14 protein-coding genes and 1 pseudogene are annotated in these 14,951 nt (G+C 54.1%); 4 read left to right on the top strand and 11 right to left on the bottom strand.

Annotated elements, in window-relative coordinates; translation table 11 throughout:
- Positions 1–86 precede the first annotated feature (86 nt).
- Complete coding sequence (locus tag SH573x_RS02500) at positions 87–1,052, bottom strand: longin-like domain-containing protein (RefSeq protein WP_479352713.1); 966 nt, start codon at positions 1,050–1,052, stop codon at positions 87–89.
- Positions 1,053–1,126: 74 nt separating this feature from the next.
- On the opposite strand from SH573x_RS02500, the gene SH573x_RS02495 reads away from it, so the two are divergent.
- Positions 1,127–1,486, top strand: coding sequence for a DUF2834 domain-containing protein (locus tag SH573x_RS02495; RefSeq protein WP_479352712.1), 360 nt, complete (start codon positions 1,127–1,129; stop codon positions 1,484–1,486).
- Between the two features lie 119 nt (positions 1,487–1,605).
- On the opposite strand, the gene SH573x_RS02490 is transcribed toward SH573x_RS02495, so the two are convergent.
- Complete coding sequence (locus SH573x_RS02490) at positions 1,606–2,475, bottom strand: SDR family NAD(P)-dependent oxidoreductase (RefSeq protein ID WP_479352711.1); 870 nt, start codon at positions 2,473–2,475, stop codon at positions 1,606–1,608.
- Between the two features lie 74 nt (positions 2,476–2,549).
- The gene (locus SH573x_RS02485) at positions 2,550–3,581 is read right to left on the bottom strand and encodes an SDR family NAD(P)-dependent oxidoreductase (RefSeq protein WP_479352710.1); all 1,032 of its coding nucleotides are present in this window, start codon (positions 3,579–3,581) and stop codon (positions 2,550–2,552) included.
- Between the two features lie 305 nt (positions 3,582–3,886).
- Here SH573x_RS02485 and SH573x_RS02480 point away from each other — a divergent pair, with 305 nt between their 5' ends.
- Positions 3,887–4,054, top strand: a complete 168-nt coding sequence (locus SH573x_RS02480; RefSeq protein WP_479352709.1) for a hypothetical protein — start codon at positions 3,887–3,889, stop codon at positions 4,052–4,054.
- A gap of 124 nt (positions 4,055–4,178) precedes the next feature.
- Here the strand turns inward: SH573x_RS02480 and SH573x_RS02475 are convergent, their stop codons facing one another.
- From SH573x_RS02475 to SH573x_RS02455, 5 genes are all read right to left on the bottom strand, one after another.
- A complete protein-coding gene (locus SH573x_RS02475) occupies positions 4,179–5,351 on the bottom strand; it encodes a zinc-dependent alcohol dehydrogenase (RefSeq protein WP_479352708.1) in 1,173 nt (390 codons plus the stop codon).
- 39 nt (positions 5,352–5,390) lie between these two features.
- Positions 5,391–5,831: a hypothetical protein gene (locus SH573x_RS02470; RefSeq protein WP_479352707.1), complete on the bottom strand. Its 441-nt coding sequence runs from the start codon at positions 5,829–5,831 to the stop codon at positions 5,391–5,393.
- Between the two features lie 361 nt (positions 5,832–6,192).
- Entirely contained in the window at positions 6,193–8,550 is a 2,358-nt protein-coding gene (locus SH573x_RS02465) for an alpha/beta hydrolase-fold protein (protein WP_479352706.1), read from the bottom strand.
- Positions 8,551–8,590: 40 nt separating this feature from the next.
- Complete coding sequence (locus SH573x_RS02460) at positions 8,591–9,052, bottom strand: MarR family winged helix-turn-helix transcriptional regulator (RefSeq protein ID WP_479352705.1); 462 nt, start codon at positions 9,050–9,052, stop codon at positions 8,591–8,593.
- A gap of 250 nt (positions 9,053–9,302) precedes the next feature.
- On the bottom strand, positions 9,303–9,626 hold the full coding sequence (locus SH573x_RS02455; protein WP_479352704.1) for a tetratricopeptide repeat protein: 324 nt from the start codon (positions 9,624–9,626) through the stop codon (positions 9,303–9,305).
- Positions 9,627–9,880: 254 nt separating this feature from the next.
- Between SH573x_RS02455 and SH573x_RS02450 the strand changes: the two genes are divergently transcribed.
- Positions 9,881–11,512 (top strand): dockerin type I domain-containing protein, encoded by a 1,632-nt coding sequence (locus SH573x_RS02450; protein WP_479352703.1) that lies wholly within the window; start codon positions 9,881–9,883, stop codon positions 11,510–11,512.
- A gap of 54 nt (positions 11,513–11,566) precedes the next feature.
- Positions 11,567–12,841: an RNA polymerase sigma factor gene (locus SH573x_RS02445; protein ID WP_479352702.1), complete on the top strand. Its 1,275-nt coding sequence runs from the start codon at positions 11,567–11,569 to the stop codon at positions 12,839–12,841.
- A 74-nt stretch (positions 12,842–12,915) separates the two neighbouring features.
- Here the strand turns inward: SH573x_RS02445 and SH573x_RS02440 are convergent, their stop codons facing one another.
- From SH573x_RS02440 to SH573x_RS02430, 3 genes and pseudogenes are all read right to left on the bottom strand, one after another.
- The gene (locus SH573x_RS02440; protein WP_479352701.1) at positions 12,916–13,410 is read right to left on the bottom strand and encodes a hypothetical protein; all 495 of its coding nucleotides are present in this window, start codon (positions 13,408–13,410) and stop codon (positions 12,916–12,918) included.
- Positions 13,411–13,425: 15 nt separating this feature from the next.
- Positions 13,426–14,058, bottom strand: a complete 633-nt coding sequence (locus SH573x_RS02435; protein ID WP_479352700.1) for a PEP-CTERM sorting domain-containing protein — start codon at positions 14,056–14,058, stop codon at positions 13,426–13,428.
- Between the two features lie 551 nt (positions 14,059–14,609).
- Positions 14,610–14,870, bottom strand: a pseudogene (locus SH573x_RS02430) (DUF1559 family PulG-like putative transporter); the annotation flags it as partial.
- Positions 14,871–14,951 lie beyond the last annotated feature (81 nt).

The following is a 14,951-nucleotide window of genomic DNA, read 5'->3' as shown; positions in this document are numbered from 1 at the left end:
GACGCCCCCGTAGCGGAAGCCGTCAAGGCTTTCGACGCGTTTGGGATCGAAATGCTTGACGCATTCCGCTACGACGCATTTCGCGCTCAAGCGATTGGTCTGCCCGAGTGGGCTTGGCATAGCTGGTCGTGGATTTCCAGCACCGGTTGTACAAGGTCATGAACCTGGTCGCGACCGAGGGTCGTTACATACTCGCAAGCAGCATAGTCTTTTGCGATTGCTTGGTATTGCTCGATCCAGGCCAGTCGGTGTGCCAGGCTACCAGGATGCACTGGCCAGACACCGGGCCGAGGGCGCATGTGACTGGCGATGCCTATTCGCCACGGTTTGGCAGTCAACCGGGCACGAAAGCAGTGCTGGTTACGACACATGCGTACATAAATAGGATCGACGCCGAAGCATTGAAAGAAACGCGAGACGTCTGCTTCGCTAGGATCAAAAACTCGATGTGTTACGAGAATTCGAAACCCCGCCGGTGTTCGATAAACTCTCAATGTCCACTCCGGGAACTGCTCGGCTCGTTTACTAATTTTGCTTAGCTCGGCATTGGCAGGAGCATCGCCGGATTGCAGGCGACGGGTAACAACCAATTGCAGCCAGACAAGCAGCGGCAGTGATAAGAAACCGGCGATCGTGCCCGCGATAATGGAGCCAGTGGCTAGAGTCACCACGATCCCCAGCATTAAGCAGACGATCAGTGTGTGACCAAGGTAGCTTCTAGTCGCCACGTCGATGTCGGCAAAGAGCGTATCAGGCGTATTCAGACATAGAGCGCCATATGAGTTGCGAGTAATGACATAACGCTCGGTTCGTTGGATTACTTCTTCGCGAATCGGCAAGCCTTCGGCGCCATTGTAGGGCACTTTGCTTTCCCGCCGAGGGACTCGGCCATCTTGGAGCGCCTGCTTGAGGGCCTCTTCAGCCCGAGCCTCGGCGTGCGTCTGGGCCGCAAGTTGGCTCTCGTTGGACCAGCCGAAACGGCGTACCGTCACTTGTTTCTTGGCGCCGCGATGTTGCCGTCTGGCTTCTGCCCAATATTCAGGAATAATCATCGTAACTGCTGCATCTATATCGGCTGCCCTCGAACTGGGACCTAGCGGGTGGATGCGTCCAATTCGAGATGAGTATGTCCATGAAGATCGCGATCGCTCCCTTAGTTGTTGTCTATGCACTACTGGCCGTACTAGGGCTCACGATCCCGTGGTACTATAACTTGAAATACATGCTCATCGAAGGCCAGACATTTACGGTGCAAGCCTTCCTGGCGGCTGGCTTCACCAATACTCTGGCCAGTTCCCTGAGTTCTGACTTCTTTATTGGTTCGACTGCGGTGCTCATTTGGATGATGCACGAAGCCGGCCGCATCGGCATGAAGTATCGCTGGGCCTATTTCGTGATGACCTTTGCCATCGCGTTTGCCTTTGCCTGCCCGCTCTTTCTGTTAATTCGCCACCTGCATTTGCAGAAAGCTACCGCGGCAGCCTGACAGCGCCACGGGCGGCTACTCGTAGCCACCGCTGCCAAGCGGTGGATAGTCAGGCGTAACGCATCCACCGTCTGGCGACGATGACTACGGCAGCTTCCGCGTCAACTAAGCCGAGGGCGTTAGCCGGTGGGTTGGTGGATAATGCCTGAAGAATCAGCCGCCGGCTGGCTGTTGTGGCTGAGCTGTGCGGCATCCGTGTTGATAGCCATGATTTTTTCAATCGCCGAGGGCATGAGCTTATGCAAGAAATTGAAAACGCCGCCCTGCCAACCTGTGATCGTCTCGTCTTCTGGAGAAACGACCAACTGCACCACGGCATCTATGGTGACCTGCGGATCGTAAGTGGGTGGAATGGGCACAGCAGCTCGACCAGTGTAGTTGCCTGCATGCTCAAAGAATTCCGTATCATGGGCCATTGGCATCACGGTGCACACACGAATTGAGTCCGCTTGATCTTGACTCAACTCTTGACGCAAGGCATCAGACAAGCCAACGACTCCATACTTGGCTGCGGCATAAGACGCATAAAGCGGAGCCGGTATTTTGCCGAGCACCGATGCAATGTTGATCAAGATGCCGTGACCACGCTGGCGAAAGTGTTTCAAAGCGCAGTGGCTACCCGCCACAGTTCCCAGGAGGTCGGTCAGCACAATTTGCTCGTGGTCCTTTAATGGCACTTCATGAAATCTGCCGATCGCGGCCACGCCCGCATTGTTGATCCACACATCGAAGCTACCAAAACGCGCACATGCTTGTTCAGCGAGCCGCTCAACTTCGGTGGGATGGCTCACATCGGTCGGTACCACTAACGCTTGCCCTCCCGCCGCTTCGCATTCGCGCGCCACTTCATTCAGAACCTCAGGACTGCGCGAGGCCAAAACTACGTACGCACCACGACGAGCTAGCTCCAGCGCGACACCTCTACCGAACCCGCTCGAAGCGCCGGTAACAACAACTACTTTGCGACTGTAGGGACTGGACTTTGGCATGATGATGACCTCAAAAACTCTAAGTCAGGCGTTTTCGAACTGATCGAATGAACATGTATTGGCAAAGTCAACTGTTACGCATCCATTTCGTTATTTTGAAGCGCAGCCTGTTGAGAAAGCGTAGTAATGAATGACCGAGTAAGAGCGGATTCGCTCTCGTGCCCCTTGGTAGCGACCAGCCCTCGTCCGCCCATTTCTGGCAAGAAGCGATTAGCAAACTCCAGGATCTCGCTGGTTAACTCGGGAAACATGGCCTGGAGATAGGTGGCGATGTTAGCTCGATTGGTAATCAACACTTCTCCGCGACCAGACTGACAAGCGGCAATGATCTGATCGGCCGCATTTTCTGCCGACATGCTCACGATGGGCAGCGAGTCGCCCACGGCAAACCAAGCGTATTCCTGCCGATGCTGCCCCTTGAAAGTCGCATTGCGCGGACTGCCCGTGCGCATCAAACTAGGGCAAGCAGTTGTTACGAAGATGTTCTCGTGTTTTAGTTCAGCTCGCAGACCTTGCGAGAGCCCCACTAATGCAAACTTGCTGGCCACGTAGGGCAACATATGAGGCACGGCTCGTTTGCCACCGAGGGAAGCCACGTTGACGATCCTGCCCCACCCTGCCCTGCGCATGCCTGGTAAAACTGCGCGCGTCGTGCGCAGCGCACCCCAACAGTTGACCTGCATGGCATTCTGAAAGTCGTCCGTCGTCATCGCATCCAGGGGGCCGACTTCGATGATGCCCGCCACATTGAACAAGACTTCCACATCACCCCAGGCGGCTTGAACTTGCGTGACAACATCAGCCACATCGTCATCGCTGCGCACATCGGCGCGCAGTCCCAGTACTCGATCACCCGCGTTGTCGGAACTCAACTGATCGACGGCGCGCTCAATACTCTGGATGTCGCGCGAGCAAATCGCTACTCGAGCACCCATCGCGACCAGTTGACGCGCGAGCACTAGCCCGAGTCCTCGCGAGCCTCCGGTCACTAGCACCACCTTGTCATGAAACGAAAAGTGCCGGCGATAGCGAACTACCGCTCGCAGTGTCTCTAAGCAGGCATAACCGGCCACCGCTCCGAGAGCTATTCGTTGGTACAACTTCATAATCCATCCATCGTCCTTGTACGCACACTTAAAACATGCGTGAGTTTGGTTGCGATGTGCAAGCGTAGCGTACGCAATTGGCAACCAGCCTCGGAGCAACTACGATGCCGCGTTCACTGAGACGCAAGATCCGTTGCATTTAATGGCACCCAAAGCTGATGTCCGCACTCTGGCGAGTGCAGCTACAGCAGGACGCAAGATCCGCTGCATTTAATGGCACCTCAGCGGGCGGTACGTTTTTAGCTTGCCGCTTAAACCAATCGGGTACATATAGACATCTTCAAGTACATTAGGATGGACTAACCATGGCTGACAAACGCACCAATGAAAACACTGGCGATACAGGTTCGCCGACATCACGTCCGCGCGACGATTTGCGGACGGCAACCAAAAAGGACAAGCCCAAAGACCAACGCGCGGAAGGCCGAGATCGATCGGACAAAGATTCCCAGCCAAACCGCGGCGACAAATGACTCAACCCTCGCCCGAAAAACCACTGCCAGACTCGCATGGCATGATTCCGCAATTGCCTGAATCATGTCTGCGAGTAGAAGCAGCCGTTGCAAGCTGCCCTGTGAAATTGCGACTTATCAGCGGTTAAGGTTTTAACACGACTTTGATGCAACCATCCTGCTTGTCGCGAAACTTCTTATAGGCTTCGGGGCCATCACTGAGCGGCAGCTGGTGCGTAATGATTGCCGAGGGATCTATTTCTCCACTCTCGATCTTTTGTAGCAGCAGTTTTGAATACTTGTTGACGTGAGTCTGCCCGGTCTTGACCGTCAGGCCTTTGTTCATCAAGGCGCCGAAAGGAATCTTATCTGGGAAACCGATATACACTCCGGGTATAGACAGTGTTCCACCCTTCCGGCAACACATAATCGCTTCACGCAGCGCGTGAGCTCGATCGGTAGTTAAGCGTACGGCAGATTTCACGCGGTCGACAACTGCATCTAAGCTACCTGTTCCATGGGCTTCGGCACCCACTGCATCGATGCAACAATCAGGTCCACGTCCTTTCGTCTCTTCCATCAAGCGGTCATAAACCTTTTCTTGGCTGAAGTCAATCGTTTCGGCTTTACCGTAGCTGCGCGCTAACTCAAGTCGCTCAGGCACGCAATCGATCGCGAAAACTCTAGCTGCCTTAAACATCCAAGCGCTTTGGATGGCAAACTGCCCAACGGGTCCACAACCCCAGACCGCCACGGTATCACCCGCTTGGATCTGAGCATTGTCCGCGGCCATATATCCAGTTGGAAAGATGTCAGACAAGAATAATACCTTTTCGTCTGGCAAATCGGACTCGATTTTGATGGGCCCCACATCTCCGTAAGGCACTCGCAGATATTCCGCCTGGCCGCCGGCAAATCCGCCTAACATGTGCGAATAACCAAACAAGCCAGAGGGAGACTGTCCCATAGCCGCCTTGGCCATGTCCGCATTGGGATTTGAGTTATCGCATAAGGAAAATAACTGTTGAGAACAGAACCAACATTGACCACACGCGATGGTAAAGGGCACGACAACTCGATCGCCCACTTTGATTTTCTTGACGGCCTTGCCCGTTTCAACCACTACGCCCATCGGTTCGTGCCCGATGACGTCGCCGGCTTGCATAGTGGGCATAAAGCCATCGAGCAAGTGCAAATCGCTGCCGCAAATTGCCGTCGAGGTGATGCGTACGATCACATCTGTAGGGTCAGCAATAACTGGATCGGGAACATTATCGACTCGGACATCGCCGACGCCGTGCCAACAAATGGCCTGCATGTTGTCTACCTCCTGGTGAGTACTGAGTTCGTATTGACGTTAGCCTTCGAGATGCTGCGCAGCCGATAGCTGCAACGCAGCAGCCATATCGAGCGCCGTGACACCTGCCACTGCGGCCGTAGCTTCCATGGCTCGCACTTGCGAATGACGATCGTTGTCGATCATAGCGTTGGTCAAGATGGCCAGGTCCATGACATCGCCAGCCACGCGGGCCCACATGCCATAAGTCGGCCGAGAACAACTGAGAACAGCAATGCCACTGGCGATTTCGCGCAGGCCACAACACTGCATCAGCTCAGTATTGTGAACGCCGCTGGCCCTACCCACCATTCGCGGTGCAAGCATTTGGGCCACGCCGAGTGCGATACTGAACCAGCCCAGTCCATGGGCCAAGCCAGCGCCTGGAGCAAACGTCATATCGGGAGGCGAATGCGACGGAGCATTTCCACGCGTAGGCGTGGCAGAAGTAATACGGGACATGAACAAGCACCTCTAGTTGTTGAGTGAGCGGCCAACGCTCGCTCGGTGCAACAACGGTGCCGTGAATCCCCTCACAGCCCACATTTTCGACAGCTGGACTGTTCTTCGATGAGCTGGAACAGGTTAGAGATGTTGACTCAGCTGGATCAGATAAGCACGTGGACGTATCCACGTGCTTAGCCGGACCGTAGTCAGTATTTTGTTTGCGACCCTTTCCGGACTCTGCGTTTCCACCTCTCTATGTGCAGGAGCCAGGCACCGTTCGTTGACTCTAACGTGAAGCGGGTCAACTGGTCGGTCGAAGATTTGGTTAGAGGGTTCCGAGCGGCTGGGGACAGCCGCTCTACGATGGGTGACCTGCTCAATCCTGGAACAACAGCGGGGCAAACTCGTGCAAACTACGGCGCCAGGTTTGGAATTCGTGAGCGGTATCGGGTGAGATGTAGGCCGTATTCTTGACTTCGGCTTTATTGAGTGCTTCATGGTTAGCCTTGATGCCCTCAGCATTCTCGCGGCTACCACAACTGCAAAAGACGACCTTCACCTTCTCACGAAAACCTGCCGTCTTCTCAACGTCTTCAGGAGTGATCACACCGCCACTGAATAGGCCAATGTGCGAGAACATATCCAGGTTTCGCAAAGTGATTTGCTTGGTTTCCATACCGCCCATCGACAGGCCAGCCATCGCGCGATTGGGTTGATCGGTTAGCGTACGAAAGTTGGCATCGACATAGGGCACCAGCTCGCGCACCAAAACTGTCTCAAAGGCCTCGATCTTGAAATTGCGAATGCCGCCCATGCGGGTGTCATTGGTCATGCCGTAAGTCATAACGACTAAGAATGGTTTGATCTTCTTGTCAGCGATCAGGTTATCCAGGATCAAGTTAGCGCGACCTTGATTGCTCCACGCCGTTTCGTCCTCTCCCCATCCATGCTGCAGATAGAGTACAGGAAACCTCGTCGTTTGATCATGATGGTACGCTGGGGGCGTATAAACGTAGGCCCGACGAACCGAATTGGTGCTCGGCGATGAAAAGAGGATCTGTTGCACACTACCATGGGGAACATCTTTCAGTTCGTAAATGTTTTGATCGTGAGCTGGAACCTCGATTCCACTTTCCCAACGAGTCGATCCATAGTAGTTGAGCGTTCCCGGATCATTGAACACGCCGCCATCGACGGTCAAATGATAATAGTGAAAACCCTCATCTAATTTCTTTTGAGTTACGCCAGTCCACGCGCCATCGTCGCCCTTGGTTAGCTCAAAGCCGCCGCGCTGGAGTCCTCCCAGACTGACCTTTACACTTTGGGCATTAGGGGCTTCGACGCGGAATCGCGCGTAACCTTGTGAGTTGACCTGCGGATATTCTTTGCCCGGCTGATTGAGCGCTGAGGGTTTGAAGTCGTCCGTGATCGTGGGAGCATCGGGCGACTTGACGGGACTGGCCACAAATTCTTCAGTGGCAATATCGCCGACTTTACGCGAAAACTTGATCTCGTCGCCACTCTTTTGTCCAGTGTATTGAATCGTCAGCTCCATATCGCGGAACTTCAGTAGTTCATCGAATGCAATTGTGTTACCGTCGATTCGAAAATTCGAAAGTTGTCCCGTGGAGTTTTCACCATCAAGTTTCATCGTTGAGGTGCCGGTCCATTGCTCGTCCTTGGATTGGATCGTGTACACATACTCTTGCTTGCCGATTTGAGTGTCGATCGTGGCTTTCCACTCTCCATCGAACTTAGTCGCAGGAGCCTTAGCCGCAGGAGCCTTGGTTGAAGTTGTCGAGGCTTGTGTGCCTACGGGTTTTTTGTCCTGAAAGACAGCCTGGCTAAACCAGTACAGACTACTGCTCCAGTGGGCTGGATCGTGACCATGACCATCCACATGCCATACATGTTCGATGTCGTTCTTCTTGAGAAATTGATGTACATTCTGACTAATGCGAATCAAGCCATCTTTGTTGCCGCACGAGATCCAGAGCAGCTTCAGCTTGGCTTTGGCTTTCTCAACGTCTGGAACTAGCTCGGCCGCCGGCTTGGTATTGGGCGCAGCCGAGAAAGGACCTACCCATGCAAAGGTGTCCAGGTTTCCGAGTCCAAAGTTAAACGACTGACCACCACCCATCGACAGGCCGGCAATGGCCCGCTTTTCACGACTGGAGTCGACGGAGTATTTTGATTCGATCGCGGGTATCAGGTCGTTCAGCAGGTCTTTTTCGAATACTGCAAAGGCTGGGGCGCTCTGCATTACGTTGCCTTCCGCTCGATCATTCTTTTGCGCACGACCGTTGGGCATAACCACGATCATAGGCACAGCTTTGCCATCGGCAATCAAGTTATCAAAGAGGACGTTAGGATCGGCAAAGCGCTGCCATTCCGTCTCATCGCCACCGATACCATGCAGCAGATACAGTACGGGATACTTCTTATCGGTCGAATAATTCGGTGGTGTGTAGACGTTGGCTTTGCGCGTAGTTCCAACCGTCTTCGATTCGTACTCGACCATTTCCAGCTTGCCATGAGGAATGTTCTCGCGAACCGATTTAAATCCTTCGGGGGGCGCATCATAGAAAGCCACATCGTCTGGACCAAGTTCGATAGGACCACCAAAACCACCGGGGCGCCGCGGTCGTTCAGGATTGTCCTGAGCGAGACAACACTGCATGAGTACCAAAGCGACTGCCAACATCCCGAGCAGTTCTCGAATTGCGCGATTCATAATTACTCCGCCTTTATTACTGAAGAGAAGTCGATCCCTATCACGAATTGTTCTGTGGTGAAGTCGATGCCAACGCAGTGTCCGACGCCAGCGCCTCGGCAATGCGATGCAAGCCTTTTATCAAAATGCGGACCTCGTTCGGTGGAATGGAGTCGAACATTTGATTGCGGATTTCGTCGCCCGCTTTCCAGAGCTGCCGAAATTTCCGCTTGCCGACAGCTGTCAGACTAACAAGCAGTGCCCGCGAGTCAGTGGGATGGCTTTCGCGCTGGACGAGTCCCTGTTTTTCCAGCAGCACCAACATAGCCCGGACAGTACTCGGGTCCGATGGCATGCGCCTGGCCAGTTCTCGTTGGGTCATTGCACTTCCGCGAGTCAGCGTGGCCAGCAGCACGAATTGGTCAGCTGTCACGCCATACTTGGCAAATTCATTATCCGTCCGGCGATGCATACCCAAGTACGCTGCGCGCAGGGCCATCGGCAATTCATCTTGATCAGCCATGAGAAGTTTTACTCGAAATCCAGATCGGGCGTATACGCACAATGAGCATGCTATCATGCGCTACGACTAGTCGCAACTTTTCTGGCGCGTAGCCACCGTCGCCAGACGGTGGACTCGGCTGGCAGCGCAATCCACCGCTTGGCAGCGGTGGCTACTTAACCCAGAAACTCACTGTCCACCGTCTGGCGACGGTGGCTACGAACGGTCCATCGTCCGGCGACGGTGGCTACCCTGTGACCGCCCCGGTTCTTTAACTCTCGCGACGACGCAAGCGTTCTCGACGCTGGCCGGCTGCGACGTTGATGTTTTCGGGCAGTCCGCGCATGCCGAGCACTCGGTTCAAATCTTCCAAAGCCTTGTCGTCTTCGTTGATCGCCGAATAGGCCAGCGCCCGATTGTAAAGAGCCATACCTAAGACGTCGCTGGGGACGCCGTCGTCTTCAATGGTTGTCGTGTACTCGAGGATCGCTCCAGCGAAATCGCCTTTTTTGGCTTTCAGCATGCCCGAGCGATAACGCGACAGCAACCTCTCGCGGCGGGAGTAGAAACTCTTGAACCACTCGCTAATGCCCATAGTTAGACGGTTCCCAGATCCAGTAGAGTCTGCAAGTGTGGTTCGCTTTAACTGTGACTACCTGCCGGTGAACCCGTGTTGCAACCCACATCATATTCTGACTCTGACCTGGCGTGGGTCGGGCGCACAAACTTCCTGAGATTCCAAGGTGGAGAATTTCCCAAATTTTTTTCTCGGCCCGCGCAGCGGCCTGCATGCGGCCTCGTTATCTGGGTGTACACACCAGTCACACCCTTCGATCCGACGAGGCAGTCATGTTCGCAAAAAGCCGCAAATGTCCACAAATTGGAACCCGCACGCTGCGCCTGGAACAGTTCGAACTGCGACAACTGATGGCCGCCGACTTGGCGTACAACACAGTCAGCACCTCTACGGTGGCTCCGCCTATCGACATTTCGGCTCAAGAGCAGCTGGTTCTCGAACTGGTCAATCGTGCCCGGGCCAATCCGACCGCCGAAGCGAACCGTTTAGGAATCGATTTGAACCAGGGCCTGCCGGCATCGGCGATTTCGACCGCAGCCAAACAACCTTTGGCACCCAACCAGGCGCTGAATTTGGCGGCATCGCAACATTCTCAAGATATGCTCGCCAACAACTACTTTGATCATGCGGGCCTGAATGGTTCGACCCCCTATGATCGCGCTCGTGCCGCCGGTTATTCAGCTGGGGCGGCTGAGAATATCGCGTATCGCTCGTATTGGGGCGACAATGTGGATGCCGCCGTGGCTGCCTCGCATGATATGTTGTTCACAAGCCCTGGCCATCGTCAAAACCTAATGACCGATGCCATGCGTGACTTGGGTATCGGAGTCCGCACCGGTCAGCGGACCTCTGCCAACGGCACCTACTCAGTCGTTATGACCACCGAAAACTTTGGCCGCACCAATACACAACTTCGCGCAGTGACGGGTGTGGCCTACAGCGATCGGATTGTTGACGATAACTTCTACACCATCGGCGAAGGTCAAGCCAATATCTCGATCGTGGCCGAACATGTTGACAGCCATAGAACTTTTTCGACAGTTACTGGAGCTGCGGGTGGCTATGCACTGCAGCTTGAACCGGGCACCTATGTTCTGCGAGCCTTTAACGCCACTACCCATGAAGTAGCCGAGTTAGGTACAGTTCAAGTGCGCGACGTCAACATCAAGGTTGACATGACCCCAGAACAATTCCAACCAGCCAGCCTAACGCCTAAGGTACCCGTGGTGAATGAGCCGGGTGTAAATCAGCCAGGCCCGATTGCGATCTATGACTGCAACCAAGATGGCTTTGTCACCGCTCGAGATGCACTGGATGTCATTAATCAAATCAACAATCCCCAACCAACCTTTAACCAAGCGATCGATATCAACCAAGACACGCATGTCACTGCCTTGGATGCCCTGCTCTTGATCAACTACATCAATGCTCAAAACAATCAGGAACCCGAAGCGTCCGTACCTGGCTCCTCGCCCACCAACAGTTTTGGTGAGACACCGAGTGATCTCCCGACCGGAGGAACCCACGCAGATCCTGACTTAACCAGGTTGACCGATGAGGCACTCAAGCAAGTCAGCGGCTGGTTGCCCGAAACAATCACTGCCGAAGTGATCAGCGTCAAGCACGTTGACTGGGGCAATCCCAACTTGGGACTATCCACAATGCCAGCTACTTCGATAGTGACGCCCGGTTACCAGATTGTGATTCGGGCTGGTGCCAACCTGTTCGAATACCGAGCAGCCAAAAATGGTTCGCTGCGATATGCTGGGCTTGTTCAAGCGACCGAATACATCGCCAATGACCCAGAAAAGATTTGCTGCCCATGGGCACTGGATGCAGTATGCCTGGTGGCCCTTGATGAAGCTCTAATCGATATCACCGAGAACTTTGTGCACTCGATATAATGGCGACCCAGCGTATTCCGAAATCTTGGCAACTCTAACTAAGCACATTTAGCGATGGACTTCGGCAATTCAACCATTATGAGTGTGCTCTTTGGCGTCGCTCAGCACGACCAGGCTGAGCGGCGTCAACAGTTGGAACGTTTTGCTGTGCAGTACACGCAGCCACTGGTTACCTTTCTTGTGCGCGCCAAACGAGCTCCGCTGGAACAAGCCGAAGAGATCGTGCAGGATTTTTGGCTGGCTAAATTGATTCTGCCACCGCCGGACCAGACGATTGCGGCCAAGTACCTGGCCAAGCTTCAAGAGAGAACGACCACACCTGCCGGTTCTTTTCGCCGATATCTGATGCGATCGATTGGCTTTCACTATATCGATTGGTTGCGCAAGAGCAAACACGCACCGGCCAGCCTGGATGCCATGGATGGCTTTGACGCCGTCAGCGAGCAAGATTGCCACGAGTTTGATGCGGCTTGGGCAAACTCAGTCCTTCGAGCTTGTATCAGCGACGTTCGCTCCGAATGCCTGGCCAATAACCAAGAGCCTATGTGGAAACTTTTCTGCTTGCAGATAGTGCTTCCCAAACTCATGGGAACACCTCCGCCGGGATACGCCCACCTGGCTGACCAGTTCCACTTTCAAGATGCCCGCACTGCCGCTAACGCCGTGCGCACCATTACCCGCAAATTTGCACGTCACCTCAAACTTCGCATCGGGGACTACTTGCCAGTGTCTTCGACCGACCAACAAGGCGAACGAGTGGAGCAGGAATACACGGATCTGCTGAGCCTATTATCGAAGCCAGGAATTCTGGATAGCGAGCTCTTTGAGGACATCGTGGCCGACTGCGGGAATCAGTTACCCAAACCCAGTATGCAATCGTCACTAATGTCGATTGCGGGCGACGAACAGAGGTTCATTGAGGATCCAACACAAAGCTTCTACACCACGGAAGCCGACTTGCGCTACCTTTGGAAACAACTGCTCGATACTTCGATCGAAAGCTGGCTAGCAGGCAATGGTGAGTCCTGTTCATGGACGCAGCCGGCCACGATTCAGGACCTGGTCGCGGGTAAATCACTGTCGGTAGAAGTGCTGTTAGCCTTGCGCAACACGGCCAAGCGAGTTGCGCGCGAAGAGCCTGATGAGCCACCGATTGTGCTCGCTATCATCTACCTGGCTTCGATTCTGAGCGGCATCAAGAACCACGGGAAAATGCTAACGGCGGATCCGCCCGAAAAAATTGCTCGTCGCCTCGAGCAGGTGCTACAAAATCACTGGCTCGACGAACACACTCGCCGTCTGTTTACCGAATTCCTCGTAAGGAAGTAGCTGCATGTTGTATCTGTGTTCTGAGCTTCAATCGATGCAGCACTTCAACAAGCACGTGGACACGCCCACACTGCTTAGATCCTGATCTTTCGCAAGCAACTGATGAGCGTGTTGAACACTTGGCTGGCCCACTGATCAAATCCGCCGTTGGAAACTCCCAAGATGCTTGGGATGCAGCCCGCGACGGGCATGAGATGCATCACAACGTCGGTCACCTGCAGCTCAGACAAGGGCAAAGCCCCGGCCAAAGCAGCAGCCAGGCCGGTGCAGCCTTGACACTCTGGCTGTATGGATAGCAGCAGTAAACATAAGCCTATGATTCCGGGCAGATGCCTCCAGCGCCAGCCGAAGACAATGACTTTGCCAAATAGGTTGATAGCCTCCAAAATGAGGACCAGGAAGATGGCAACTTGGTGGAATGGCCGAAACTTTAGCGCGGTTTCGGCCAGGACCAACGAGTCAATCGCCAGTAGTGGTATGAGCAGAGAATATCCCATCACGCCAACAGCGCACCAGAACATAAAGCTGTTTGGAACGATTGCTGACGGGTCGCTCTGTTTCTTACGCACTGGCCGTCGCATGCTTCAAGCAACCCGTCGTTTACGGGCCCAAGCTGCCAAAGCTCCCATGGTACCGACCAGCGCAAGACTGCCGGGTTCAGGCACGCCTGTGACGGTAAAGTTCGCACCCGTGGAAATGTAAGAGAAGGTATTGAAGGTGGAATCAGCGAAGGACGAACCTGGATCAAGCGAAATGGAGAAGTTGCCCGGTCCACTGGTCAGAAAATCAAATCTGCCTAGCAGTAAAGGATTCGTCGCATCAGGAATCGTACGTGGCAGTGGATTGGGCGGTGAAGCAAAGTCGTAACTAACATCGGCCATGGTGAGCGTCGCGCCTGCGTTGGTGACACTCGTTGCACCAAATCCAAACCCGATGTTGCCGCTACGACCTTGGAACACATAGTTACCATCGGTTAGAAACGTTTCCGACTGGGGATCGATGAACGTTACGCCGCTACCTCCAACAATGTTGAGGTTGAACAGCAGCGAATCGAGTTGATCGTTACTGTCGCTATGAACCAGCACATCCACAAAGCCTGAGTCGCCTTGTGTGTAATTCCCAGCCGAAGGCATCATACTGATGACCAGGGCCGCATCAACCACGTCTGAATAAATCAGAAACGTGGCGACCAACATTAAACTACGGATATACGACATGATGCAAAAGGCTCCAGGTGTGAATACTTACTTGTCTATCGGTGACAGTCCATGTCAGTCAACTATCCAAAGGCCATTCTTAAGCCGTCGGCCATTGGCTACTCTGTATCTGGGCAACGACTGGGCAGCGAAAAGTTCTTATCTGTGTCGGCCCAGGCTTTAATCTGCTGCGAAGCAATCAGTTCGACATGACCATCGGCGAACAGGTAGTTCGCATAACCGGTGGCCCGCATGGCTGCAGGGGAACCGAGCGGGGGACCACTGAAACGATCTGGCTGGATGTCCGAGACGATGCGATTCCATGTCGCCGACTTTGGATTGCGAAACCAATTGCGAGAATGGGTGTGATCTTCGGTGATAGCCGTACCGCGAGAATCCGACGCGGTGAAGACGATAATCGTGCGCGAGGTCGACTCGAGAAAATTGATGTTCATCGCAGCCTCCGGGCCTGGTTCGCAGATGTACTCGTTCAAAATGTAACTAGTGCCTTGGTTCTCGAGTTTTTCTTTGCCTCGCGGATCTTCGGGACAGATACGCACGCTATCGACGTTCTCCATGAAGGGCGCAAGTGTGTAGATCCAAGTGTGCTCGAACTGCATCGTGCCGTGCGTGGAGCGGGGAAACTTGCCGCTGTAGGTATTGCAATGCATGTGCATCGCCAACCCAATTTGCTTGAGGTTGTTGGCACACTGCACACGCCGAGCTGCCTCGCGAGCCTTTTGTACCGCTGGCAACAGCAGACCAATCAATATCCCGATGATGGCCAGAACCACCAGCAACTCGACCAGCGTAAACGCATTCCGCGGTTTCATGGAAACCAAGCTCTCTAAACAGATGGGGGCAAAACGAACTTCAAAGACCTACCAAACTGCGATGGAAGTGGGGCAGTTCGG

The sequence above is a fragment of the Rania fehmarnensis genome (assembly GCF_056494185.1).
The sequence above is the reverse complement of the archived record's forward strand: the minus strand, read 5'-3'. Positions and strand labels throughout refer to the sequence as shown.